Annotated in this window: 22 protein-coding genes; 5 read left to right on the forward strand and 17 right to left on the reverse strand. The window is 72.6% G+C overall.

Annotated features, from left to right (window positions below):
- Positions 1-58 precede the first annotated feature (58 nt).
- From ACFV8H_RS37745 to infC, 12 genes are all read right to left on the reverse strand, one after another.
- The gene (locus ACFV8H_RS37745; RefSeq protein ID WP_380408786.1) at positions 59-1,141 is read right to left on the reverse strand and encodes a sugar ABC transporter substrate-binding protein; all 1,083 of its coding nucleotides are present in this window, start codon (positions 1,139-1,141) and stop codon (positions 59-61) included.
- A gap of 261 nt (positions 1,142-1,402) precedes the next feature.
- The gene (locus ACFV8H_RS37750; RefSeq protein ID WP_380408788.1) at positions 1,403-2,245 is read right to left on the reverse strand and encodes a chitosanase; all 843 of its coding nucleotides are present in this window, start codon (positions 2,243-2,245) and stop codon (positions 1,403-1,405) included.
- Between the two features lie 119 nt (positions 2,246-2,364).
- The gene (locus tag ACFV8H_RS37755) at positions 2,365-3,330 is read right to left on the reverse strand and encodes a hypothetical protein (RefSeq protein ID WP_380408790.1); all 966 of its coding nucleotides are present in this window, start codon (positions 3,328-3,330) and stop codon (positions 2,365-2,367) included.
- Positions 3,327-4,253 carry an ATP-binding cassette domain-containing protein gene (locus ACFV8H_RS37760; RefSeq protein WP_380408792.1) on the reverse strand — a complete coding sequence of 309 codons (927 nt, stop codon included), beginning with the start codon at positions 4,251-4,253 and terminating at the stop codon, positions 3,327-3,329. The genes ACFV8H_RS37755 and ACFV8H_RS37760 overlap by 4 nt, the downstream gene beginning before the upstream one ends.
- Positions 4,250-4,687 carry a GntR family transcriptional regulator gene (locus ACFV8H_RS37765; protein ID WP_380408794.1) on the reverse strand — a complete coding sequence of 146 codons (438 nt, stop codon included), beginning with the start codon at positions 4,685-4,687 and terminating at the stop codon, positions 4,250-4,252. Before ACFV8H_RS37765 ends, ACFV8H_RS37760 begins: the two co-directional genes overlap by 4 nt.
- Positions 4,688-4,797: 110 nt before the next feature.
- Positions 4,798-7,299 carry a phenylalanine--tRNA ligase subunit beta gene (gene pheT / locus ACFV8H_RS37770; protein ID WP_380408796.1) on the reverse strand — a complete coding sequence of 834 codons (2,502 nt, stop codon included), beginning with the start codon at positions 7,297-7,299 and terminating at the stop codon, positions 4,798-4,800.
- Complete coding sequence (gene pheS / locus ACFV8H_RS37775; protein WP_375890889.1) at positions 7,299-8,420, reverse strand: phenylalanine--tRNA ligase subunit alpha; 1,122 nt, start codon at positions 8,418-8,420, stop codon at positions 7,299-7,301. The genes pheT and pheS overlap by 1 nt, the downstream gene beginning before the upstream one ends.
- Positions 8,421-8,643: 223 nt before the next feature.
- The gene (locus ACFV8H_RS37780) at positions 8,644-9,747 is read right to left on the reverse strand and encodes an ATP-binding protein (protein ID WP_380408798.1); all 1,104 of its coding nucleotides are present in this window, start codon (positions 9,745-9,747) and stop codon (positions 8,644-8,646) included.
- A 115-nt stretch (positions 9,748-9,862) separates the two neighbouring features.
- On the reverse strand, positions 9,863-10,729 hold the full coding sequence (locus tag ACFV8H_RS37785) for a TrmH family RNA methyltransferase (RefSeq protein ID WP_375890886.1): 867 nt from the start codon (positions 10,727-10,729) through the stop codon (positions 9,863-9,865).
- Positions 10,730-10,854: 125 nt separating this feature from the next.
- Positions 10,855-11,250, reverse strand: coding sequence for a 50S ribosomal protein L20 (gene rplT, locus ACFV8H_RS37790; protein WP_030055649.1), 396 nt, complete (start codon positions 11,248-11,250; stop codon positions 10,855-10,857).
- Positions 11,251-11,359: 109 nt separating this feature from the next.
- Entirely contained in the window at positions 11,360-11,554 is a 195-nt protein-coding gene (gene rpmI / locus ACFV8H_RS37795) for a 50S ribosomal protein L35 (RefSeq protein WP_030055648.1), read from the reverse strand.
- Between the two features lie 137 nt (positions 11,555-11,691).
- Positions 11,692-12,471, reverse strand: coding sequence for a translation initiation factor IF-3 (infC, locus tag ACFV8H_RS37800; RefSeq protein ID WP_380408814.1), 780 nt, complete (start codon positions 12,469-12,471; stop codon positions 11,692-11,694).
- Positions 12,472-12,970: 499 nt separating this feature from the next.
- Here infC and ACFV8H_RS37805 point away from each other — a divergent pair, with 499 nt between their 5' ends.
- A complete protein-coding gene (locus tag ACFV8H_RS37805) occupies positions 12,971-13,348 on the forward strand; it encodes a DUF1844 domain-containing protein (protein ID WP_360230223.1) in 378 nt (125 codons plus the stop codon).
- Positions 13,349-13,420: 72 nt separating this feature from the next.
- Here ACFV8H_RS37805 and ACFV8H_RS37810 read toward each other — a convergent pair whose 3' ends face one another.
- A complete protein-coding gene (locus ACFV8H_RS37810) occupies positions 13,421-14,194 on the reverse strand; it encodes an SseB family protein (RefSeq protein WP_380408800.1) in 774 nt (257 codons plus the stop codon).
- A gap of 91 nt (positions 14,195-14,285) precedes the next feature.
- Between ACFV8H_RS37810 and ACFV8H_RS37815 the strand changes: the two genes are divergently transcribed.
- The 3 genes from ACFV8H_RS37815 to ACFV8H_RS37825 all read left to right on the forward strand — a co-directional run bounded on the left by ACFV8H_RS37815 (position 14,286) and on the right by ACFV8H_RS37825 (position 17,118).
- Entirely contained in the window at positions 14,286-15,497 is a 1,212-nt protein-coding gene (locus ACFV8H_RS37815; protein WP_380408802.1) for an alanine racemase, read from the forward strand.
- 58 nt (positions 15,498-15,555) lie between these two features.
- The gene (locus ACFV8H_RS37820; RefSeq protein WP_380408804.1) at positions 15,556-15,951 is read left to right on the forward strand and encodes a hypothetical protein; all 396 of its coding nucleotides are present in this window, start codon (positions 15,556-15,558) and stop codon (positions 15,949-15,951) included.
- 243 nt (positions 15,952-16,194) lie between these two features.
- On the forward strand, positions 16,195-17,118 hold the full coding sequence (locus ACFV8H_RS37825) for a lytic polysaccharide monooxygenase (protein ID WP_380408806.1): 924 nt from the start codon (positions 16,195-16,197) through the stop codon (positions 17,116-17,118).
- 147 nt (positions 17,119-17,265) lie between these two features.
- Here the strand turns inward: ACFV8H_RS37825 and ACFV8H_RS37830 are convergent, their stop codons facing one another.
- The 3 genes from ACFV8H_RS37830 to ACFV8H_RS37840 all read right to left on the reverse strand — a co-directional run bounded on the left by ACFV8H_RS37830 (position 17,266) and on the right by ACFV8H_RS37840 (position 20,851).
- Positions 17,266-18,510, reverse strand: coding sequence for a DUF2510 domain-containing protein (locus ACFV8H_RS37830; protein ID WP_380408808.1), 1,245 nt, complete (start codon positions 18,508-18,510; stop codon positions 17,266-17,268).
- Between the two features lie 143 nt (positions 18,511-18,653).
- Positions 18,654-19,442, reverse strand: coding sequence for a 3-oxoacyl-ACP reductase (locus ACFV8H_RS37835; RefSeq protein ID WP_380408810.1), 789 nt, complete (start codon positions 19,440-19,442; stop codon positions 18,654-18,656).
- A gap of 8 nt (positions 19,443-19,450) precedes the next feature.
- A complete protein-coding gene (locus tag ACFV8H_RS37840; protein ID WP_380408812.1) occupies positions 19,451-20,851 on the reverse strand; it encodes a glutamine synthetase family protein in 1,401 nt (466 codons plus the stop codon).
- A 158-nt stretch (positions 20,852-21,009) separates the two neighbouring features.
- Between ACFV8H_RS37840 and ACFV8H_RS37845 the strand changes: the two genes are divergently transcribed.
- Positions 21,010-21,738 (forward strand): gamma-glutamyl-gamma-aminobutyrate hydrolase family protein, encoded by a 729-nt coding sequence (locus ACFV8H_RS37845; protein WP_375890872.1) that lies wholly within the window; start codon positions 21,010-21,012, stop codon positions 21,736-21,738.
- A gap of 945 nt (positions 21,739-22,683) precedes the next feature.
- Here ACFV8H_RS37845 and ACFV8H_RS37850 read toward each other — a convergent pair.
- Positions 22,684-23,433, reverse strand: coding sequence for a GNAT family N-acetyltransferase (locus ACFV8H_RS37850; RefSeq protein WP_380408816.1), 750 nt, complete (start codon positions 23,431-23,433; stop codon positions 22,684-22,686).
- Positions 23,434-23,534 lie beyond the last annotated feature (101 nt).

Genomic DNA, 23,534 nt, shown 5'->3' on the forward strand with positions numbered 1-23,534 from the left:
GGCCCGTACCGGTCGCCGGTACGGGCCCGCCCCTTTTCCGACCGCCCCGCGGCCCGCGCTACTTGACCCCGGCCTCCGCACAGGCCTGGGCGTACTGCGGGGTGCAGATGTCGGACGCCTTGTAGAGCCCGCCGTCGACGACCGTCGCCTCCACCTTCGCCTTGGTCACCACGATCGGGGTGAGCAGCAGCGAGGGGATCTTCAACCCGCCGCTGTCGGTGAGCGTCGCGGCGGTGGTGCTGATGTCCATGCCCTCGGCCAGCTGGACGGCGATGCTGCCCGCCGCGTCCGTCTCGGGCTTGTACGGCTTGTAGATGGTGTACGCCTGCTCGCCGGTGAGCACCCGGCGGACGGCGTCGATGGAGGCGTCCTGGCCGCCGACCGGCACGTTCTTGAGGCCCGCGGCCTTCAAGGCCTCGATGACGGCGGCGGCCATGCCGTCGTTCGCGGCGTAGACGGCCTGGATGCCGTTCTTCCCGAGGCTCTGGATGGCCTCGTTGGTCTTCGCGGTGGCCACGTCCGGCTTCCACTCGCCGGACTGCTCGTAGGCGATCTTGACCCGGCCGTCCAGCGCGAGGTGCGCGCCCGCCTTGAACTGCGCGGCGTTGGGGTCGGACTCGGCGCCGTCGATCATCACGACGTTGGCCGAGGAGGCCTTCGGGCCGAGCGCGTCGAGCAGGGACTGGCCCTGGAGCTGACCGGTCTGCTGGTTGTCGAAGGAGACGTACGCGGCGACCTTGCCCTGGGCCAGCCGGTCGTAGGCGACGACCTTGACGCCCTTGGCGTTGGCGGCGTCCACCCACGGTGCGGTGAGCTTGGCGTCGACCGGGTCGAGCAGGATGACCTTCACGCCCTTGGCGAGCAGGTCGTCGAACTGCTTCTTCTGGACGGTCGCGTCGCCGCCCGCGTTGGCGTAGCTCACCGTGCACTTGGTGCAGAGACCGGTCACCGTCTGCTGGATCAGGGGCTTGTCGAACGCGTCGTACCGGGTGGAGGACGCGCTCTCCGGCAGCAGCAGACCGATGCCCTCGCCCCCTCCGCCCCCGCCCGCCGCCGGCGCCTGTCCCGCCACCGTCTGGCCGCAGGCCGTGAGGGCGAGTGCGAGCGACACGGTGGTCGTGCCCGCGGCCGCGAGACGCATGGGTCTGATCATGATCGGTGGTGCCTCCTGTACTGCGCCGCAACCCTGCGGCAGGGGACGGAGTCAAGCGCCACCGGGCGAATGCGTCAATGCGGGAGGGATCGTTCGTTATGCCCCTGCTCGATTCGTTACGGGATGAACAGGACTTTCACAGTCCCTTGGGCATTTCGCGGGGGGGGGTGATCAGAACGGGGGTGCTCGAAACGCCGAGGTGGCGGAAACCCGGGGAAACGGGCTCCCGCCACGGCGTCGGCCCGGGCGTCAGCTGTTGATGCTGTAGCTGTCGCCGTAGACCTTCCACTTGAGCGGCGGGTTGAGGTCGAAGTTCTTGGCGTTGAGGAACACCGACTGCTCGGTGTCGACCCGGCTGGTGTCGGAGTGCGCGGCCTCCTTCTTCATGACCACCTTGCGGGCGTCCAGGAAGGCCTTGAGGTAGGTGGCCTCGTCGCCGCCCTGGGCGGGCGTCCTCGCCTTCTTCATCGCGGCCGCGCGGATGCCGCCGAAGCTGTCGGAGCTGCTGCCGGGGCCGTGCATCACGATGGCGTCGTAGTAGGCGAACTGGCCGAGCGCGCGCAGGCCGTCGGCCTTGGCCTGGTTGACGGCGGGGTTGAAGTACACCCGGTCGCGCTCGTCGTTCTGGGCCTGCTGGAAGGTCTGGTCCTTGGCGGCGGCGGCCCAGTCCTTGACGAAGGCGTCGCCGAGGCCGGAGTGCGAGGCGCTGCCGTTGACCTTCTTCAGCGCGGGCAGGTACTTGGCGAGGACGTTGCCGGGCTTGAGGTCGGTGTAGTGCTGGACCAGGTCCAGCATGTCGCCGGTGCCGGAACAGAAGCCGATGATGCCGGCGGTGTAGCCGCGGCCGTCACCGATGTCCTCGATGTACTTGTACTGGGCCTTCCAGTCCAGCGAGGAGTTCTCCGCACTGGACACCAGCTGCATCGCGATGTCCTTCTTGTGCGGGTCGTCGAGGCCGACGCCCTTGAGCTGGACGGAGGCCGCGGCCGCGGGGGCGGCCTGGGCGGCCGAGGCGGCCGCGACGGTGAGGGGCGCGGCCACCAGGGCGGCGGCGAGGGCTATGTGGAGGGCGCGACGGGGCTGGGGACGCATGGGACGCTCCGGTTCCTCGATGGGTTAGGAAAGCTTCCTAACGAGAAGGAAACGCCCGGAACCGTCGCCGCCGCAAGGGTTTTGACGAAAACACTTCAAACAATCAAGGGCGGCGCAGGTCAGACCGCCCGCCGCCGCACCCACCAGACCGCCGCCGCGCACAGCGCCACCGCGAGCAGGGTCGTCCAGCCGAACTCGATCCACTGGAACGGCCAGAACCGGTCCGCCGGTTGGTACACCTCGTGCATCGTGTACCCGCCGTCGTGCACCAGGGACTGGAGGTGGGCGTAGTCGCCGCCGAGGTTGTAGAAGTCCGCCTCGGAGAGCCGGTTCCCGGCCGGGTCCGAGTACCAGACGCTCAGCACCCAGCGGTCGTCCACCGCGAGGGACGTCATGGCGCGCACCGGCTCGTCCAACGGCGCCATGTAGTGCGAGCGCACGGCCACGGCGAGGAACGGCAGGGCGACCGAGGCCGCCAGACCGAGGCCCACCGCGAGCACGGTGCGGCGCAGCACCGCGCCGGCCAGCGCCGCGACCCCGAAGGCCACCAGCACCCGGCCGACCAGCACCGGCGACGCCTGCACGAAGAGGTCCGGGTGGAACTGTCCGCCCAGCAGCTCCAGCGGCGCGCTCCACCAGCGCAGCACCAGGCCGAACAGCGCCGCCACCACGGCCAGCACCCCGCCGCCCAGCACCAGGCCGCCCGCCGTCCAGCGGGTCCGCCCGGCCCCCTGGGTCCAGGCGAAGCGCACCGTGCCGTGCTCGAACTCCCGCGCCAGCAGCGGGCCGCCGAGGAAGGCACCGAACATGCCGCCCAGGACGTAGGACACGTTGCCGAGCATCGGCATGGTGTCGGCGTACTGGTGCAGGAACCGCTTGAACGTGGCCGCGCAGGCGGCGGTGGTCGGATCGCAGGAGCCCGCGCCGGTGCGGTCCAGGCCGCCGTGCAGGTACCAGCCGTGCAGCAGCAGGGCGAGGGAGACCACGCCCATCACCGCGAGCAGGGTCAGCAACGCGGGCCGGTGGCGCAGCCCGGCGGCCCGCAGCACGGCGGAGCGGGGCGGGGCGAGGGTGGTGGCGCTCACGACAGTACCTTCTGGTTCGTACGGACGGCCCCGCGCGGGCCGGGCAGCGCGGAGGCGGACGGCTCGCGCAGGTAGGCGAGCACCAACTCCTCCAGGCCGACGCGCTGTTGGCGCCAGCCGTCGGAGACCGGCGCGTCCGGGCCGCCGGTGCGCACCAGCAGGTGGGACTGGGCGCCGGCCCGGCGGTCGCGGACCACCGGCAGCCGCTCGGCGACCGCGTCCGCCTCGGCGGTGGGGCCGGTGAGCATCCGGTGGCCGCCGACCAGGTCGTCCACCTCCCCGGACACCTGGACCCGGCCGCCGGTCAGCACCACCAGGTAGTCGCAGCTCTGCTCCAGCTCGTTGACGGCGTGCGAGGAGAACAGCACCGACAGGCCGTCCTCGGCCACCGCGGTCAGCAGCACGGCCATGAAGTCGTGCCGGGCGAGCGGGTCGAGAGCGGCCAACGGCTCGTCCAGGAGCAGGAGTTCGGGCCGCTTGGCGAGGGCCAGGGCGAGCGAGACCTGCGCCTGCTGGCCGCCGGAGAGCCGGCCGTACTTGCGGTCCATCGGGATGCCGAGGCCGTCCAGGTGGGTGCGCGCCCGGGCGTCGTCCCAGCGCCGGTTGAGGTGGCGGCCCATCGCGAGCAGATCGCGCACGGGCAGGCCGGGGTAGAGCGCGGCGTTCTGGGCGACGAAGCCGATCCGGTCCAAGGCCCTCGGCGAGCCGGGGACTTGGTCGCCGAGGACGGTCATCGCGCCCTCGCTGGGCAGGGTCAGCCCGGCGGCCAGGCTGAGCAGGGTCGTCTTGCCGGCGCCGTTCGGGCCGACCAGTGCGACCACGTGCCCGGCCGGGACGGCCAGGTGGCAGTCCCGCAGCGCCCAGGAGCGGCGGTAGCGCTTGCCGATCCCGCCGCAGTCGATCACGGTGTCCGCGGCCGTCACGCCACCACCCCGTCCCGGCCCTCGCGCAGGTCGCGCAGCGCGTCCTCGAACACCGCGACCATCCCCCCTTCGTCCAGCCCGGCGGTCCGCGCCGAGCGCATCCAGTCCAGCAGCCCCCGCCGCAGCGCGGCCCGTTCGCGCAGCGGCACCACTCCGGCGGGCAGCCCGCGCACGAAGGTGCCCTGGCCGCGCCGTCCGACCGCCAGGCCGCGGTGCTCCAGCTCCCGGTAGGCCTTGAGCACGGTGTTGGGGTTGATCGCCAGCCCGGCGACCACCTCCCGCACCCGGGGCAGCTGGTCCCCCTCCGCCAACCAGCCCATCCGCAACGCCTGTTCGACCTGCTGCACGAGTTGCAGGTAGGTCGGGACACCGGAGGTCGGGTCCAGGCGGAACTCGATCGGAGAGGGCTGGTCAGCGCCTTTATCTAGTTCCATAGGTAAAGAGATAAACGATCGAATGACAGGCCGTCAACCCAAGGAACGGCAAAGGGCCCCGCCCGGACCGAAACGGTCCGGACGGGGCCCTGTCAGGCCCTGACGGCGGATCAGGCGCCGCGCAGCACCGCGCCGGTGCGGGTGACGGCCTCGGCGACCGCCGCCTCGCGGGCGGCGGTGGCCTCGTCGGCGGTCAGGGTGCGGTCGGCCGCGCGGAAGCGCAGCGCGTAGGCCAGCGACTTCTTGCCCTCGCCGACCTGCTCGCCGGTGAACACGTCGAACAGCCGGATGGCCTCCAGCAGTTCGCCCGCGCCCGAACGCAGCGCGGCCTCGACCTCGGCGGCCGGGACGGCGGTGTCGACGATCAGCGCGACGTCCTGGGTGGCCACCGGGAAGCCGGAGACCGCCGGGCCGTCGACCTTCGCCGGGCCGTCGGCCGTCAGCAGGTCGATGTCGAGCTCCATCGCCGCCGTACGGGCCGGCAGGCCCAACGACTTGACCACGCGCGGGTGCAGCTCACCCGCGTGACCGACCACCCGGTCGGTGCCGGCCACGACCAGCTCGGCACAGCGGCCCGGGTGCCAGGGCGCCAGCTGGCCCTGGCGGACGGTCAGCTCGACGCCGGCCGCGCGGGCCACCGTACGGGCCGCCTCGACGGCGTCCGCCCAGGAGGCCTGGTCGCCCTTGCCCCACCAGCCGGACGGCAGCCGCTCGCCCGCGAGGGCGACGGCGACCCGGCGCGGCTGCTCCGGCAGCGCGGCGTCCAGCTCGGCCAGCTCGGCGTCGCTCGGCCGGCGGTCGACGGCCGGGCGCGGGGCCACCGAGAGCTCGTCCTTCGGCAGGAACACGGTGCCGGTCTCGAAGACCGCCAGGTCGGTGTTGCCCCGGCCGATGTTGCGGCGCAGCGTGCCGAGCAGGCCCGGCAGCATCGTGGTGCGCAGCGACGGTTCCTCGTCGTTGAGCGGGTTGACCAGCTTGACCGTACGGCGGCGGCGGTCCTCCGGCTCCAGGCCGAGCGCCTCGAAGGCGGCCTCGCCGAGGAACGGGTAGTTGTTGACCTCGACATAGCCGGCCCCGGCCAGCGCCACGCCGATCCGGCGGTGCACCCGCTGGGCCTCGGTCAGGCCCTTGCCCGGCGGGACGTTCGGCATCCGGGCGGGGACGTTGTCGTAGCCCTCCAGCCGGATGACCTCCTCGGCGAGGTCGTACGGGTCGGTGAGGTCGGGCCGCCAGGTCGGCGGGGTGACCTCCAGGACGTCGGCGCCCGAGACCGAGCAGCCGATCTCCTGCAGCCGCCGGGTGACGCTCTCGCGGCCGTACACCGTCCCGGCGACCCGGTCCGGCAGGTCGGCGGCGATGGTGATGGTGCGCAGCGGGTGCGGGGCCGCGATGTCGGTGACCCCGGCCTCCGCGGTGCCGCCGGCGATCAGCACCAGCAGGTCGACGGCGCGCTGCGCGGCGGCGCGGGTGGCCTCCGGGTCGACGCCGCGCTCGAAGCGCTTGGACGCCTCGGAGGGCAGCTTGTGCCGCTTGGCGGTGCGGGCGACGGAGACCGGGTCGAAGTGCGCGGCCTCGATGATCACCTCGGTGGTGCCCGGGCCGGCGGCCGGGTCGAGGATCTCGGTGGAGGCGCCGCCCATGACCCCGGCCAGGCCGATCGGGCCGCTGGTGTCGCAGATCAGCAGGTCCTCGGCGGCGAGCTTGCGCTCGACCCCGTCGAGGGTGGTGAGGAGCTCGCCCTCGGCCGCCCGGCGGACCGTGATCGGACCGGCCACGCGCTGCTTGTCGTAGGCGTGCAGCGGCTGGCCGACCTCCAGCATCACGTAGTTGGTGATGTCGACGGTCAGCGAGATCGGGCGGATGCCCGCCTTCTGGAGGCGGCGCTGCAGCCAGATCGGGGACTTGGCGGTCGGGTCGACGCCGACGACCGTGCGGGCCACGAAGCGGTCGCAGCCGGCCGGGTCGTTGACCTTGACCAGGTAGCCGAAGGAGTTGGCCGGCGGCACGTCGAGCAGCGCCGGGTCGGCCAGCGGCAGCCCGTACGCGGCGGCGGCCTCCCGGGCCACACCGCGCATCGACAGGCAGTAGCCGCGGTCCGGGGTGACGGCGATGTCCAGCACATCGTCGACCAGCTGGAGCAGCTCGACGGCGTCCGTGCCGGGCTCGTACTCCGGCGGGAGCACGATGATGCCGTTGTGGTCGTCGCCCATGCCCAGCTCGCGGGCGGAGCAGATCATGCCGGCCGAGGTCTGGCCGTAGGTCTTGCGGGCCGCGATCGGGAACGGGCCGGGCAGCACGGCGCCGGGGAGCACGACGACGACCTTGTCGCCGACGGCGAAGTTGGTCGCGCCGCAGACGATCTCCTGCGGCTCACCGGTGCCGTTGGCGTCGCCGACGTTGACGAAGCAGTGCCGGATCGGCTTCTTGAAGCCGGACAGCTCCTCGATGGAGAGCACCTCGCCGACCACCAGCGGGCCCTTGAGGTCGGCGCCGATCTGCTCGACGGTCTCGACCTCCAGGCCGGCCCGGACCAGGCGCTCGGCCACGTCACGGCCGGTCTCGCCGGCCGGAAGGTCGACGTACTCGCGCAGCCAGGAAAGCGGGACGCGCATCAGATCTCCATCCCGAACGGGAGGGTGAAGCGCACGTCACCCTCGACCATGTCGCGCATGTCGGCGACGTTGTGACGATTCATCAGGATCCGCTCCAGGCCCAGGCCGAAGGCGAACCCGCTGTAGCGGTTCGGGTCCACGCCGCAGGCGACCAGCACCCGCGGGTTGACCACGCCGCAGCCGCCGAGCTCGATCCAGCCCTCGGAGGAGCAGGTGCGGCACGGGCGGTCCGGGTTGCCGACGCTCTCGCCGCGGCACACGAAGCACTGCAGGTCGATCTCGGCGCTCGGCTCGGTGAACGGGAAGTACGAGGGGCGCCAGCGCAGCTCCAGGCCGCCGCCGATCAGCTTCTCGACCAGTACCTCGATGGTGCCCTTGAGGTCGGCGAAGGTGATGCCCTCGTCGACGGCGAGGCCCTCGACCTGGCGGAACACCGGGGTGTGGGTGGCGTCCAGCTCGTCCGTCCGGTAGACCCGGCCGGGACAGACCACGTAGACCGGGGGCTCGCGGTCGAGCAGGGTGCGGGCCTGGACCGGGGAGGTCTGAGTGCGCAGCACCACGCCGGAGTCGGCGGAGCCGTCCGGGGCCTGCACGAAGAAGGTGTCCTGCATCGAGCGGGCCGGGTGGTCCGGGCCCAGGTTGAGGGCGTCGAAGTTCAGCCACTCGGCCTCGACCTCGGGGCCCTCCGCGACCTGGTAGCCCATCGCGACGAAGGTGTCCTCGATGCGCTCGGCCAGCGTGGTCAGCGGGTGCCGGGCGCCGCGCGGTGCGCGGTCGTACGGCAGCGTGACGTCCACCGCCTCCTCGACCAGCACGCGGGCGTCCCGCTCCGCCTCCAGCTCCGCCTGCCGCTTGGCCAGCGCCTGGTTGACGGCGCCGCGGGCCTGGCCGATCAGCTTGCCTGCGGCGGCCTTGGCGTGCGGCGGGAGGGCGCCGATCTCGCGGTTGGCGAGCGAGAGCGCGGAACGGTCGCCGGTGTGGGCGACCTTGGCCTGCTTCAGCTCGTCCAGGGAGCCGGCGGCGGCGAAGGCGGCGATCGCCTCGTCGCGCGCCTGCTCCACCACCTCGGGCTTGAGGGCCTCGACCTCGACCGGGTCGTACGACTTGTTGGGTGCCGACATCTCTATCTTCCCGTGCTCCTGCTCGTCCGTGCTCAGGTGTGTGGGCTCGCCTTCGCGTCACGCCCGGCGGGGCCGGGGCGCGGGCAGCCGTTCTCCGTGCTCACGGGGAGTGGTGTCCACGGCACAGCCGCACAGGGCGTTGCGCAACGCCAAAGGTCGAGTGTAGTCGCAGCGCGTAGCGCGACTGCCGTCAAGCCCGCCCGGGGCCGACCTCAGGGGCTGCTCAGAGCATGAAGTCGGGGATGCCGGCGGGCAGGATAAATCGGAACCTGGCCCCGCCGCCGGGGGCCCGGTCGACCCGGATCGAGCCGCCGTGGGCCTCCACGATGCCCTTGACGATGTAGAGCCCCAGGCCGGTGCCACCGCGCTTGGAGCCCCGCCAGAAGCGGGTGAAGACGCGCGGCATCGACTCCTCGGGGATGCCGCTTCCTTCGTCGCTCACGGTGACCGCGGTGCCTTCCACGATGCGGGGAGGGGTGCCGGAGCGCTCCCAGACGGGCGCCTCGACGACCTCCTTGGCCGGTGCCACCTCGATGGTGACAGTTCCCTCGCCGTGCCGCACCGCGTTTTCCAGCAGGTTCCCCAGCACCTGGTCGACCTTGTCCGGGTCCGCCCACAGCACGGTCAGCGGCTCGCTGATCCGGATGTCGAAGCGCTCCTCGGGGATCCCGGTGGCGACCTTGCGCTCGACGTGCCGGCGCACCGCGGCCGCCAGGTCGACGACCTGCTTGCGCAGCTCCAGCCGCCCGGCGTCGATCCGGGAGATGTCCAGCAGCTCGGCGATCAGCCGGGTGACCCGGTCCGCGTCGGCGTCCACCGTCTCCAGCATCAGCCGCTTCTGCCCGTCGGTGAACCGCTCCCACTTGGCCAGCAGCGTCGCCGTGAAGCCCTTGACGCTGGTCAGCGGGGAGCGCAGCTCGTGCGCGACGGTGGCGATCAGCTCGGCGTGGCTGCGCTCGGTGCGGCGCCGGGCCTCGGTCCCGCGCAGGGCGATCACCAGGCGCTCCAGCGGCCCCTGCGGCACCGCCCGGACGTACCGGGCGGAGACCAGCACCTCGCGGCCGCCGGGCAGCAGCAGGTTGCGCTCGGGCTGGCGGGTACGGATCGCCAGGCCGCCGTACGGGTCGGTCAGCTGCCACCAGCGGCGGCCGTCCAGGTCCTCCAGCGGCAGGACGTCCTCCAGCGCGCTGCCCAGCGCGGCGTCCGGGAGCACGCCGGTGAGCCGGGCCGCGGCCCGGTTGAAGCGAACCACCCGGCCCAGCGCGTCGGCGACCACCAGGCCGTCCGGCAGGTCGTCCGGGTCGAGCTCGGGTCCGCTGCCGACCATGGGTTGCCTCCCCGATTACCCACCGTGCCGTTCCCCCCACCGAGGCAGACCCTAGCGCCTCCCAGGCCCCCGCAGTAGGGCTTGCAACGTGAGAACGCCGCGCGCCCGGGGCGGATCAGCCGTTCGAGCGGCAGCCGCCGGGCGACCGCTGGGCCCGGGCCGAGGCGTACAGGCAGACGGCCGCGGCGGTGGCCAGGTTGAGGCTCTCGGCGTGCCCGTGGATCGGGACGCGCACGACCTCGTCGGTGAGCGCGCGGGTCTCCTCCGGGAGCCCCCACGCCTCGTTGCCGAACACCCACGCGCCGGGCGCGCCCAGCGTGCCCTCGTCCAGCTCCCGGTCCAGGTCGCGCTCCCCCGCGCCGTCCGCGGCGAGCACCCGGATCCCGGCCGCGCGCAGCTGCCCGACCGCCTCCTCGACCGGCACGCCGACCGCCACCGGCAGGTGGAACAGGCTGCCGACGGAGGCCCGGACGGCCTTGGGGTTGTACAGGTCCACCGAGGCGTCGGTGAGCACCACGGCGTCCGCGCCGGCCGCGTCGGCGGTGCGCAGCACCGTCCCGGCGTTCCCGGGGTCGCGCACGTGGGCGAGGATCGCCACCAGCTTCGGCCGGGCCGCCAGGACCTCGGCGAACGGGGTGTCGATGAAGCGGCAGAGCGCCACGATCCCCTGCGGGGTCACCGTGTCGCAGATGTCGGCGATCACCTCGTCGGTGGCGGTCAGCACCGGCACCCCCTCGGCCAGGGCCGCCTCGACGATGTCCGCGTGCCGCTCGGCGGCCTCCAGGCCCACGTACACCTCGACCACGGCGTGCTCGTCCGTCCCCGGCAGCCGGCCGAACGCGACGGCCTCCCGGACGGCCTGCGGGCCCTCGGCCAGGAAGCGGCGCTCCTTGGTGCGCTGGTTCCGCTTGGCGAGCCGGCGGGCGGCGACGACGCGCGGCGAGCGCAGGGAGGTGAGCAGGGGGGTCTCGGTGGTCGACATGGTCTCGTTCTCTGGAGGCGCCGTCGGCTGACGGAGGCTGACGGAGGCTGGAGGTGGGGGGAACGCAGAACCGGACCCGCAGGAGAGCCTGCGGGTCCGGTCAGAGCTCAACCGATCTCGGAAGATCAGGCGGCGTCGGCGGCAGCCTTCGGGGCGTTCACGTCGGCCGGCAGCGCCTTCTGGGCGACCTCGACCAGGGAGGCGAACGCACCCGGGTCGTTGACGGCCAGGTCGGCCAGCATCTTGCGGTCGATCTCGACGCTGGCGGCCTTGAGGCCCTGCACGAAGCGGTTGTAGGTGATGCCGTTGGCACGGGCCGCAGCGTTGATGCGCTGGATCCACAGCTGACGGAAGTCGCCCTTGCGCTTCTTGCGGTCGTTGAAGTTGTAGACCAGCGAGTGGGTGACCTGCTCCTTGGCCTTGCGGTACAGGCGCGAGCGCTGGCCACGGTAGCCGCTGGCGCGCTCCAGGATGACCCGGCGCTTCTTGTGGGCGTTGACTGCCCGCTTGACGCGTGCCACTTGATTACTCCTTGGGTTGGACCACGGACTACTTCACGTGGTCCGTCATTCGAATGGGTCGGGAAGGATCAGCTGCCCCGCACACGGCTCGCACCGGGCGGGAGGGCGATCACTTGCCGAGAAGCTTCTTGATCTTCTTGGCGTCAGCGGGGGCCAGCTCGACGGTCCCGGCCAGCTTGCGGGTCAGCGTCGAGGGCTTGTGCTCCAGGAGGTGGCGGCGGCCGGCGCGCTCGCGCAGCACCTTGCCAGAGCCACTGATCTTGAAGCGCTTGCTGGCGCCACTGTGCGTCTTCTGCTTCGGCATTTCGCCGTATCTCCTCGTCAGTCCCGTCCACGCCCGCGCGACCTGCGCCGCGCGGGCGTGAACTGGATGGATCTGTGGTGACCGGGCGGGACGCCCCGTCACCCTGGGGGCCGAACCCGGACAGTGAGCCTTGCGGCTCAGGCGCCCTGGGAAGCGGCCGGCTGCTCGACCGGGGCCTCGGCCTCGGCGGCCGGCTCCTCGGCCGGGGCGTCCTGCGCCTCGGTCTCGGCGTCCTCGACCTCGGCGTCCTCGACCACCAGGTCATCGGCAACCAGGTCGTCGGCCAGCAGGTCATCGGCCAGCAGGTCGTCGTCGTCCGCGGCGGCGTCGGAGCCGGGGGTCCGGCCCAGTCGCTCGGCCTTGCGGGCGTCCGCGAGGGCGCGGGCCTCGGCCATCGCCTCGGTCTTCTTCTTGTGCGGGCCAAGAACCATGATCATGTTCCGGCCGTCCTGCTTCGGCGAGGACTCGACGAAGCCCAGGTCCTGGACGTCGTCGGCGAGCCGCTGCAGCAGACGGAAGCCCAGCTCGGGGCGGGACTGCTCACGACCACGGAACATGATCGTGATCTTGACCTTGTCGCCCTGCTTGAGGAACCGGACGACGTGACCCTTCTTGGTGTCATAGTCGTGCGGGTCGATCTTCGGCCGGAGCTTCATCTCCTTGATGACCGTGTGCGCCTGGTTCTTGCGCGCCTCACGGGCCTTCATGGCCGACTCGTACTTGAACTTGCCGTAGTCCATGAGCTTGCACACCGGCGGCCGGGCGGTCGCCGCGACCTCGACCAGGTCGAGGTCGTACTCCTGCGCGAGCTCCAGCGCCTTGGCAAGCGGCACGATGCCGACCTGCTCGCCGCTGGGACCGACGAGTCGCACCTCCGGAACGCGGATCCGGTCGTTGATGCGGGGCTCGGTGCTGATGGGGCCTCCTCGGTTGCACCTTCTGCGATGCGGCCGTCGGACGGCGGTCGCACGTAGTGGACTCGACCACTGGGCGGGGCTTCATTCGTGCTGCGCTGCCCGGTACCTCTCGGCACCGCGTGCACCGCGACACGAAAAAAGCCCCGCTCGGTACAAGCGGGGCTCCACACATCCGGGGGCGGCATCCGGTGAGGGACGCTGCGGGCGACTCGGCGCCTCGGCGCCCGTCGCGGACCGGGACCCGTCGACCGCGAGGCCGATCGGGTGGGAGACTTTCGCGGTTGCCCTCTCGGGCCTCCTGGGTGGAGCCTCCACTTGCTGGCCAGGTGCCCATGAGGGAGCCCGGCCGGTCAGTCTCGAAGCTTACAGCGTCGCGCTGTCGAACGCTATTCCGCCCCCGCTCCGCCGGACTCCGGCGCGGCGCACTGCCCTCCCGGCGCGTTCCGGCCCCCTTGTACGCTCCACCTGTACCCACACCGCACGACGGAACGAGCCCCCCTTGAGCAGCGAGCCCACCCAGACCCCCGGCACGGACGACGACGCGATCGGCTTCGACGACCTCACCCGCGACATCGCCGAGGTCCCGGCGGTCGAGGTGATCACCACCGTCGCGGTGCACCTGATGAGCGCGGCCGCGGTCAAGTGCGGTCTGGCCGAGGGCGGCGAGAAGGACAAGGACCTCGACGAGGCCCGCAAGCTGATCACCGCCCTCGCCGGGCTGGTCACCGCCGGCGCCCCGGAGATCAGCAACTTCCACGCGGCCCCGCTGCGCGACGGGCTGCGCTCGCTCCAGCTGGCCTTCCGCGAGGCCTCGCTGGTGCCGGACGCGCCGGGCACCGGGCCGGGCGAGAAGTTCACGGGGCCGGTGTACTCCTGAGCGGGATCACCCGAGCGAGACCACGAGGGGGCACCTACGCGATCGCGTAGGTGCCCCCTCGTGCGTCGGTGCCTAGCGCCGGTACAGCGGCTCCCCCGGCAGCTGGGCGCTCGCCGGCAGCACCGCGAGGTCCAGCCCCCGGTCCAGCCGCACCCGCAGCACCGGATCCCCGGCCACCGCCCGGCCGACCCGCTGCGCGGCCTCCTGCAGCCCCGCCTGGTCCAGCGCCTGGTCGAACACCACCGCGAGCACCCCGTCCGAGTCCTCCGCCGGCGCCAGCACCCCGCCGGTCACCTCGGGCTCGGCCGCCAGCAGCGCCCGGACCGCCTCCCGCACGTCCGGGTCCCGGACCGGCGGCAGGTACGGCCGGTTCTCCGCCAGTGCCCGCAGCCGGGCACCCGACAGCAGGAACGGCACCGGCCCGGCCGGGTCGATCACCAGGGTGTCGGCGCGCTCGGAGAAGGCGACCATCGCCGCCTGCGGGGCCGCGGTCGGCGCCGGGCGGGCGTCGGCCCGCCAGCGGGCCAGCGCCTCGAGTGACGTGAAGGCCGGCAGCGCGCGGCGCCCGTCCGGGGCCTCCAGCACCGGGACGGCCATGTCGCTGGACTTGTCGTGCTTGTGCCCGTGCTCGTCCACCTCGACCTCGCCCAGGACGGCCACGATCGGGACCATCAACCGGGTCGGGGTCAGCGCCGCCAGCACCTCGGGCTCCGCCGTACGGTCCTGCGACCAGCGGGCCAGCGCTGCCGTCAGGGCCGCGTCCGCCGTCCCGTCGTCGTCGGAGAAGCCGGGATTCGGGATGCTCTTGCCGACGAACGCCGGGTTGGAGAAGTCTTTGCGGTCCACCCCGCCGACCCTATGCCACCGGGCACCGCCGTCCGCATTTCCGTGCACGCGCCCCCTACCCACGGGTAGCGCGCTGTGGCACCCTGCGCCCATGCCCATCCTCGTTGCGCGCACCCCTGTCACGGACCGGCACCGCTACGACCGGGCCACCGCCCATCTGGACGGGCCGGTGGCCGTCGTGGACCTCGCCGCCTTCGACGCCAACGCCGCGGACCTGGTGCGCCGGGCGGGCGGCAAGCCGATCCGGGTCGCCAGCAAGTCCCTGCGCTGCCGGGCCCTGCTGGACCGGGCGTTGGCCGTGGACGGCTTCGCCGGGGTGATGAGCTTCACCCTGGACGAGTCGCTCTGGCTGGCCCGCACCGGCGTGCGCGACGTCCTGCTCGCGTACCCCTCCACCGACCGCGCGGGCTACGCCGAACTGACCGGCGACCAGGAGCTGGCCGAGCGGGTCACCGTCGTCCTGGACGACCCGGCCCAGCTGGACCTGATCGACAAGGCCCGCAGCGGCGACGCCGAGGTCCGGGTCTGCCTGGAACTGGACACCGCGCTGCACCTGTTCGGCGGCCGGGTCCGGGTGGGCGCCCGGCGCTCACCGCTGCGCACCCCGGAGGAGCTCGGCGCCTTCGCCGAACTCGTCCAGCGCCGGGCCGGGTTCCGGGTGGTCGGCCTGATGGCGTACGAGGGGCACGTCGCCGGGGTCGGGGACCGGGTGCCGGGGCGGCCGGTGCGCTCCCAGGTGGTCCGGCTGATGCAGAGCCGGGCCCGGACCGAACTGGCCGAGCGGCGCGCGGCCGTGGTGCGGCGGCTGCGGCAGGTCACCGAGCTGGAGTTCGTCAACGGCGGCGGCACCGGCAGCGTGGAGTCCACCGTCGCCGAGCGGGCCGTCACCGAGGTCGCCGCCGGCTCCGGGCTCTACCAGCCGCAGCTGTTCGACAACTACCGCGCCTTCCGGGGCCGCCCGGCCGCCCTGTTCGGCCAGCCCGTGGTGCGCCGCCCCGGCGTCGGGGTGGTCACGGTGCTCGGCGGCGGCTACCCGGCCTCCGGCCCGACCGGACCGGACCGCGCCCCCGTGCCGTACCTGCCGCCGGGCCTGCAGTACGACCCGATGGAGGGCGCCGGCGAGGTGCAGACCCCGCTGATCGGCCCGGCCGCCGACGACCTGCTGATCGGCGACCGGGTCTGGTTCCGGCACGCCAAGGCGGGCGAGCTGTGCGAGCGCTTCGCCGAACTGCACCTGATCGAGGGGGACCGGATCGTCCGGATCGTCCCCACGTACCGGGGCGAGGGGAAGGCGTTCCTCTGACGGTTCGTCCGGCTCTGCCCTACCGTGGTGGCGACACAGTGACCGACGAGGGAGCGTCATGGAAGCCGAGATCGCGGAGCTTGCTACGAGGGGCGCGACGGCGTTGGTCGGCCTGATGGTCACCGAGGCCTGGGCGCAGGTCAAGCCGCGCTTCGCCGCCCTGTTCGGACGGAACCGGGAGGAGGTGTCGCAGGAGCTGGACGAGATCCAGGAGGAGATCACCGAAGACCCGGAGGGCGGCGAGGGCCAGACCTCCCAGTGGCAGCGTCGGCTGCGGATCGCGCTGCGGAACAACCCCGATGCGGCCGCCGAACTCCAGGCGATCCTGGACGAGTTCGCCCCCAAGCTGCCCCAGCAGGAGGTCGGCTCGACGTACATCAACAACACGATCAGCGGCGGGACCCACAGCGGAACCACGATCATGACCGGCTTCTACAACGACGGGAAGCGCTGACCCTTTCCCCAGCCTTAAGCGGGCCCGATGGAACACCTAACCCCGGTGTCCCATCGGGCCTTTGCGCTGCTCGGGCGCCTACAGTCCGTCAATAACCGCATCACGCCGAGCTATTGCCTTATGGTCCAGACCAATCCTACGCTCTGGCCGGGGGTCCGCGATCCGGGCCGGCGGCCCCCGAACGGGCAGGCGTGTCCGCTCCCCCACACCCGCCCGGAACGACGGCCAAGGAGTCCCCACCCCATGTCCATCAAGCGAAGTGCCCTGTCCGTCGGCGTGGTCGGCGCCGCGGTCCTCGCGGTGGCCGCGACCACCGCCGGCACCGCCAGTGCCCACGGCACCATGACGGGCCCGGTCAGCCGGATCGCCGCCTGCTACGCCGAGGGCCCCGAGCACCCGGTGTCCCAGGTCTGCAAGGACCTCGTCGCCGCGAGCGGCACCCAGCCGCTGTACGACTGGAACGAGGTCAACATCGCCAACGCCAACGGCAACCACCAGGCGCTGATCCCGGACGGCAAGCTCTGCTCGGCCAACCGCGACAAGTACGCGGCCCTGGACTGGCCCCGCACCGACTGGCCGGCCACCCCGGTCAGCGCCGGCGGCTTCACCTTCCAGTTCCGCACCACCGCGCCGCACGTCGGCACCCAGACCGTCTACATCACCAAGCCGGGCTACGACCCGACCAAGCCGCTCAAGTGGTCGGACCTCGACCCGACGCCGGTGGCCCAGGTGCAGGTCGACCGCACCGCCACCAACGGGTACTACACCTACCCGGGCACCCTGCCGCAGCGCACCGGCCGCCAGCTGCTCTACATGATCTGGCAGCGCAGCGACAGCCCGGAGGCGTTCTACAGCTGCTCGGACGTCGACTTCGGCAAGTCCGGCACCGCCGCCGGGGCCCCGGCCGTCTCCTCGTTCGCCGCCCCGGCCGCGCCGAGCGACGCCCAGATCGCCGCCGACGCGCCCAAGTCCACGGTCGCCCACCACGGGCACGGCGGGGACCCGAACGCCCCGGCCGGCCAGCCCCTCCCGACCACCTCGGCGGCCGTGGGCGGCACCTCCGCCACCGGACCGCTGCTGCTCGCCGGTGCCGCCGCACTCGGGGTCGGCTGGGCGGGCATGGTGCTCCGGCGCCGTCGCGTCGAGGCTGTTCGACGCGACTCCTGAAGCCGGACGACGCGGGGCCGGGCCGGCCCACCCCCGTCCGGCCCGGTTCCGTGGCTCCACCGGCGCCCGCGCCGTGAGGTGAACGGCGACGGCCCGCCCGGGAGGGTTCCTCCCGGGCGGGCCGTCACGGTGTGAGGAGCGGGGGGCTCAGGTGGTGGCCGTACCGGAGACGTCCGGGCCGCCGTCCGGGCTGCTGCCGGACCCGGAGCCGCTGCCGGAGCCGCTACCGCTGCCGGAGCCGCCGCCCGCGCCGGGGCCGGAGCCCGGCAGGCCGGGCAGGCCCGGGATCTTGCCCTTGAAGTCGGTGATGCCCTTCACGATGGTGTCCATCACGCCGACGTCCGGTGCCTTGTCGGCGATGTCGAAGCCGAAGTGCACCGAGACCAGCGCCTTGCCGTCCGCGGTCGGGAAGACCACGGTCTGGACGTAGCCGCTGTTGCCCTTGGCGGCGTCCACCTTCCAGCGGACCAGGTAGCCGTCCTGGCCGTTGACCTTCACGGCCTCGGACTTGAGCTCCTGGTGGCCGGTGACATCGCCGTAGGAGTCCTTGACGGCCTTGTCGATGTCGGCCTTCGCCGCCGCCTGGGCGTCGGTGCCGCCGCCGCTGATCCGGCCGGTGTTCACCCCGCCGAGGGTGCAGCTGTCGGTGCCGTCCGGGCACTTGTAGGCGCCGACGGTCAGCGCGGCGTAGCCGTCGTTGGTGGTGCCCGCCTGCCAGCCGGAGGGGGTGGGCAGGGTGAGCCCGTTCACCAGGTCGATCGCCTTGTTGGCGCCCGGCCTGGACTTCCCGCTGCCGCTGCCGTTGCCGCCGCCACCGCCGGGGTTGCCGCTCCCGCCGTTCCCGCCGTTGCCGCCGTTGCCTCCGCCACCGTTCCCGCCGCCGTTGCCCCCGTTGGCGCCGTTGCCGCCGCCCCCGAAGCCGGGGAAGCCGAACGGTCCGTCGCCGTTCGGGGCCGGCTGGTTGCGGGCGGCGCTGCGCTGCGTCCGGCCGTCGTCGTGGCCGTCCATCGCCAGGTAGGTGATCCCCGAGCCGGCGCCCAGGCCGAGCACGGCGGCCACCACGGTGGCCACCACCAGCTTGGACGGCTTGCGGCGCGGCTTGCGCGGCAGCTCGCCGGGCCCGCCGGGCATCCCGTAGGCGGTGCCGAAGGGCGGCGGTTCCGGGTAGCGGACCGTCGGGCCGCTGTCCAGGACCTCGCCCTCCAGCACCCTGGGCTGTTCGGCCGTCTCCGGCCCCGGGGCCGCCGCGGCCGGGGACTCCGGCTGCGGGGCGTCCGAGGGTGCGGGCCGGGTGTCGGCCGTCCAGCCCTTGCCGTCCCACCAGCGCTGCGGTCTCGGGTCGCCGGCGTTCTTCGGGTCCGGGTACCACCCGGCGGGGATCTGCTCGCTCACAGAAAGAATCTAAAGGTAGCCGGATAAACGCGAAATCAGCGCAGCCGGGAATTCCGGAGGTTTTCGATGAGATTACGGTGAGAACCCCCCGGCTTGGGCGGGGCCGGGGGCGCGGCGCAGGAGCGCGGGCCGGGGGCACGGGCCTACAGCGGGGTGACGTACGCCCCGGAGATGCCGCCGTCCACCAGGAACTCGCTCGCGGTGATGAACGAGGAGTCGTCGCTGGCGAGGAAGGCCACCGCGGCCGCGATCTCCTCGGCCCGGGCGAACCGGCCGAGCGGGATGTGCACCAGTCGGCGGGCCGCCCGCTCCGGGTCCGCGGCGAACAGTTCGCGCAGCAGCGGGGTGTCCACCGGCCCGGGCGACAGCGCGTTGACCCGGATGCCCTCCCGGGCGAACTGCACGCCCAGCTCGCGGGACATCGCCAGCACGCCGCCCTTGGAGGCGGTGTAGGAGATCTGCGAGGTGGCCGCGCCCATCCGGGCCACGAAGCTGGCGGTGTTGATGATCGAGCCGCGCCCGTGCCGGCGCATGTACGGCAGTGCGGCCTTGCAACACAGGTAGACCGAGGTCAGGTTGACCTCCTGGACCTTGCGCCAGGCGTCCAGCCCGGTGGTCAGGATCGAGTCGTCCTCCGGCGGGGAGATGCCCGCGTTGTTGAACGCGACGTCCACGCTGCCGTAGGTCTCGTACGCCTCGTCGAACAGCGCCTCGACCATGGACGGGTCGGTGACGTCGGTGTGCACGAACAGCCCGCCGACCGCCTTGGCGGCCGCCCGTCCGCTCTCCTCGTCCAGGTCCGCGCAGACCACCCTGGCGCCCTCCGCGGCGAGCCGGCGGGCCGCGGCCAGGCCGATCCCGCTGCCCGCGCCGGTGACCACGGCGGTGCGGCCGACCAGGCGGCGGCAGACGATGGCATCCTGCTCGGTCATGTCCCGCCTCACATCCGTTCGAAGGAGCGGTAGCGCTCCCAGTCGGTGACGGTCCCGTCGTACGCGGCCTGCTCGACCCGGGCCATGTTCAGGTAGTGCTCGACCACGTCTCCCCCGAAGGCCGTCCGGGCCAGTTCGCTGCCCGCCCACAACTCGGCGGCCTCGCGCAGCGATCCGGGCACCCGGGCGTACTCCTCCACCCCGTAGGCGTTGCCCAGGCAGGGTGCGGGCAGGTCGAGCTTGCGCTGCAGGCCGTCCAGACCGGCCGCGATCATCCCGGCCACCGCGAGGTACGGGTTGACGTCGCCGCCGGGCACCCGGTTCTCCATCCGCAGGGCCGGGCCGTGGCCGACCACCCGGTAGGCGCAGGTGCGGTTGTCCCGGCCCCAGGCGACCGCGGTCGGGGCGAAGGAGCCCGGGCGGTAGCGCTTGTAGGAGTTGATGTTCGGCGCGTACAGCAGGCTGAACTCGCGCAGCGCGGCCAGCTGCCCGGCCAGGAAGTGCCGCATGGTGTCGGTCATCCGGCCGTCCCGGTCGGCGAAGGCGGGGGCGCCGACGGCGTCGCGCAGCGACAGGTGGATGTGGCAGCTGTTGCCCTCGCGCTCGTCGTACTTGGCCATGAAGGTGAGCGCGCAGCCCTGTTGGGCGGCGATCTCCTTGGCGCCGGTCTTGTAGACGCTGTGCTGGTCGCAGGTGGTGAGGGCGTCGGAGTAGCGGAACGCGATCTCGTGCTGGCCGAGGTTGCACTCGCCCTTGGCGGACTCGACGGTCAGCCCGGCGCCCGCCATCTCGTTGCGGATCCGGGCGAGCAGCGGCTCGACCCGGGCGGTGCCCAGCATCGAGTAGTCCACGTTGTAGAGGTTCGCCGGGGTGAGGCCGCGGTAGCCGCCCAGCCAGGCCTGCTCGTAGGTGTCGCGGAAGACCAGGAACTCCAGCTCTGTGCCGATGTCGACGCTCAGCCCGTACTCGGCGAGCCGGGCGAGCTGGCGGCGCAGCAGCTGGCGCGGGGCGGCGTCCACCGGGTGGCCGCCGTGCCGGGCCAGGTCGGCGGTGACCTGGGCGGTGCCGGGCTGCCAGGGCGTCAGCCGCAGGGTGCCGAGGTCGGGGCGCATCGCGAAGTCGCCGTAGCCGGTGGCCCACGAGGAGAAGGCGTAGCCGTCCACGGTGTTCAGGTCGACGTCCACGGCGAGCAGGTAGTCGCAGGCCTCGGCGCCGTTCTCCGCGACCTCGTCGAGGAAGAAGCGGGCGGCGAACCGTTTTCCCTGCAACCGGCCCTGCATGTCGGTGAAGGCGAGCGCGACGGTGTGCACCTCGCCCGCGTCCACCAGGACCCGAAGCTCGTCCAGGCTCAGTGGCGGCCGGGGCCGCGAACCCGCGGGGGCGTTCTCGGGCATGGCGTTCTCGGGCATGCCGAAACCCTCCTCCTCCACGATCACTCTTCGAGATCAAGCGGTCACAGCGAACCGTACGGCCTGCGGCTCACGGGGCGGAAGAGGGCGGACGGGTGTGGCGCGCCGAGGCGCGTGATTGGCGAGGTACCGGACGGTACGGGAGGAGAATGCGCGCCATGGATCGCAGGCCTTTCATCGGTGTCAGCACCTACCTGGTGGACGCGAGTTGGAGCGACTGGCGCGGCCGTCGCGTCGCCCTGGTGCCGGAGCGGTACACCGCCTACGTACAGGACTCCGGCGGGATCGCCGTCCTGCTCCCGCCCGACGCCCCCGAGCGCGCCCCCGAGGCCCTCGCCCGGCTCGACGCCCTCGTCATCGCCGGCGGACCGGACATCGACCCGGCGTACTACGGGGAACCCGCCCACCCGCTGACGGACGTCGACTCCCCGGAACGCGACGTCTGGGAGGTCGCCCTGCTGCGCGGCGCCCTGGCCGCGGGCATGCCGGTGCTGGGGATCTGCCGGGGCATGCAGGTGCTGAACGTGGTCTGCGGCGGGACGCTGGTGCAGCACCTCCCGGACGTCCTCGACGTGGACGTCCACGCGGGCACACCGGGGTGCTACGGCGCCCACCTGGTCCGCCCGGTGCCCGGCACGCTGGTCGGCGGCCTGCTCCCGGAGACCGAGCTGGAGGTGCCCACCTTCCACCACCAGGCCGTCGACCGCCTCGGCACCGGCCTGCGCGTCAGCGCCCTCGCCCCGGACGGCACGGTGGAGGCCGTCGAGGGCCCCGGCTTCACCATCGGCGTCCAGTGGCACCCCGAACAGGGCACCGACCTCCGCCTCATGCAGGCCCTCGTCCGCGCCGCCACCGCAGCTTCGCTGGACGCGGCCACCCTCGCCTGAAAGTGCGATAACCACCCTTGTCTTGAAAGACAATTGACCGGGCAAGGGCCGTGTTACGTTGCGCACCCGAACCACAAACAGTTGACCCCGGCAGCGCGCCAACGCTCCGGGGTCCGGCACCAGGAGTCGAAATCTCCCGATGCGAGTACATCGTACCCACCACGCACGTCACTTCACCGTGTTGCCCAACTCCATGTTGCAGTACAGAAGGTTGAGCTACACCGCCCGAGGCCTCCTCGCCGACCTCCTCTCCCGCCCCGACGGCTGGCACGAGGACGGACGGCACATGGCCGACACCAGCCCCCAGGGGCGCGGCGCGATCCGCAAGGCCCTCAAAGAACTCACCGACGCCGGCTACTACCGCGTCGAACTGGTCCGGCTGCCCGACGGCACCGTCCGCACCGAGAACCACGTCTACGACACCCCGTGGCCGAGCACACCGGCTGCCACCCGTCCGGCACCCGGTGAACCGGCCATCGGCCGCGCAGACCGCCCCGTAGTAAAGGAACCGGAGCAAGCAACCACCCTCCCCCCGCCTCTCCGCGAGGCGGTGGCCACCCTGTTCCGGGTGATCCGCCCCGAACCCCGCCTGCGGCTGGGTCAATCCGAGGCCGAGCAGCTGGCGCCCCTGGTCGCCCAGTGGCTCCAACGCGGCAGCACCCCGGCTGACCTGGCCCGAGCCCTCCTCCCGGGCCTGCCCACCCCCATCCACTCGGCACCAGCCGTACTCGGCTACCGCCTCCGCCACAAACTCCCGCCACCCCGAACCCCGGAAAGCCCTCCCACTCCCCGCTACGCCGAGTGCAACGAGTGCCGCGACCCCGTCCCCCGGCCCGGCGTCTGCCACGCCTGCGCCGGCCCCGCACAACGCCCCACCGCTCGTGGCTGCGCGACCTCCGTAACCACCAGAGGCGCCACCCGCGCCCGCTCCGCCCTCCTGGCCTCTCAGGCGTCCAGGGCGCAGACGAAGCCGAGATCGATCAGCCCCTCACTCCGGCACAGCCGGTCGGACGGGCCACCGACGGTGGTCTGCAGCAGCTGGTAGTCGGCACCGTTCTCCTGGCCCCAGTGCATCGCGGCGCGCCACAACAGGCGCCCGAGGCCGAGGCCCCGGCACTCGGGCAGGACTCCGAAGTACTGCGGCAGGAGCCTGACTTGACCGATCGGGTCGGACATCGTCTCCATCGGACCGATCGCCCCGACCACCCGACAATCGCGCACCGCGACCAGGACCGGGCCGACGGTGTCGAGCCTGGAGTTCAGGAAGGCGAACCCCTCGTCGGCGAGATTCGCCGAGAAGTCGTCGAAGGTGCCCGCCACCCCTGCGGCCGCCTCGGACAGGACCCCGATCCCGTCCACGACGGGAGCGGGACGGTCGAAGCTCCTGAGCTGGACCCGGGTACACGCGGCAGAGGCGTTCGGGCCGTCTTGGAACCACACGACGCGGGCCTTCCCGGCTCCGTGGACGGCGGCAAGCTTGGCGGCCGCCTCCTGGGCTTCGAACAGGTGTCCCCAGGGCCCGTAGAGGTGAACGCGTAGGACTCCACGGTCGGTGAGGGTCGGGATCAGGGTTCGTTCCCGGTCCTGGACGATGTCGTCCACCACGACCCACTCGCCCTTGCGATCGGACCATCGCCGGTCCTTGTCGTGCGGCAGGAACTCCCCGGCGCCGGCGACCGCGAACACGTCCTCCATCAGCTCCGGACTTACTGATCGTTTCAGAATGACTTTCGAAGGCGCCGGAGGCAGATGATGCTGCAGGCGAGGTCGAGTAGTCCCTGGTGGAGATCGGCGCG

It is taken from the genome of Kitasatospora sp. NPDC059827 (assembly GCF_042731675.1).
In the GTDB taxonomy this organism is placed as follows: Bacteria; Actinomycetota; Actinomycetes; order Streptomycetales; family Streptomycetaceae; genus Kitasatospora.

Bases quoted from the DNA above. Each gene is read 5' to 3' on its own strand.
- ACFV8H_RS37745 (WP_380408786.1), bottom strand. From the start codon at position 1,141: ATGCGTCTCGCGGCCGCGGGCACGACCACCGTGTCGCTCGCACTCGCC.
- ACFV8H_RS37750 (WP_380408788.1), bottom strand. From the start codon at position 2,245: ATGCGTCCCCAGCCCCGTCGCGCCCTCCACATAGCCCTCGCCGCCGCC.
- ACFV8H_RS37765 (WP_380408794.1), bottom strand. From the start codon at position 4,687: ATGGAACTAGATAAAGGCGCTGACCAGCCCTCTCCGATCGAGTTCCGC.
- pheT (WP_380408796.1), bottom strand. From the start codon at position 7,299: ATGCGCGTCCCGCTTTCCTGGCTGCGCGAGTACGTCGACCTTCCGGCC.
- pheS (WP_375890889.1), bottom strand. From the start codon at position 8,420: ATGTCGGCACCCAACAAGTCGTACGACCCGGTCGAGGTCGAGGCCCTC.
- ACFV8H_RS37780 (WP_380408798.1), bottom strand. From the start codon at position 9,747: ATGGTCGGCAGCGGACCCGAGCTCGACCCGGACGACCTGCCGGACGGC.
- ACFV8H_RS37785 (WP_375890886.1), bottom strand. From the start codon at position 10,729: ATGTCGACCACCGAGACCCCCCTGCTCACCTCCCTGCGCTCGCCGCGC.
- rpmI (WP_030055648.1), bottom strand. From the start codon at position 11,554: ATGCCGAAGCAGAAGACGCACAGTGGCGCCAGCAAGCGCTTCAAGATC.
- ACFV8H_RS37815 (WP_380408802.1), top strand. From the start codon at position 14,286: ATGCCCATCCTCGTTGCGCGCACCCCTGTCACGGACCGGCACCGCTAC.
- ACFV8H_RS37820 (WP_380408804.1), top strand. From the start codon at position 15,556: ATGGAAGCCGAGATCGCGGAGCTTGCTACGAGGGGCGCGACGGCGTTG.
- ACFV8H_RS37825 (WP_380408806.1), top strand. From the start codon at position 16,195: ATGTCCATCAAGCGAAGTGCCCTGTCCGTCGGCGTGGTCGGCGCCGCG.
- ACFV8H_RS37835 (WP_380408810.1), bottom strand. From the start codon at position 19,442: ATGACCGAGCAGGATGCCATCGTCTGCCGCCGCCTGGTCGGCCGCACC.
- ACFV8H_RS37840 (WP_380408812.1), bottom strand. From the start codon at position 20,851: ATGCCCGAGAACGCCATGCCCGAGAACGCCCCCGCGGGTTCGCGGCCC.
- ACFV8H_RS37845 (WP_375890872.1), top strand. From the start codon at position 21,010: ATGGATCGCAGGCCTTTCATCGGTGTCAGCACCTACCTGGTGGACGCG.
- ACFV8H_RS37850 (WP_380408816.1), bottom strand. From the start codon at position 23,433: ATGGAGGACGTGTTCGCGGTCGCCGGCGCCGGGGAGTTCCTGCCGCAC.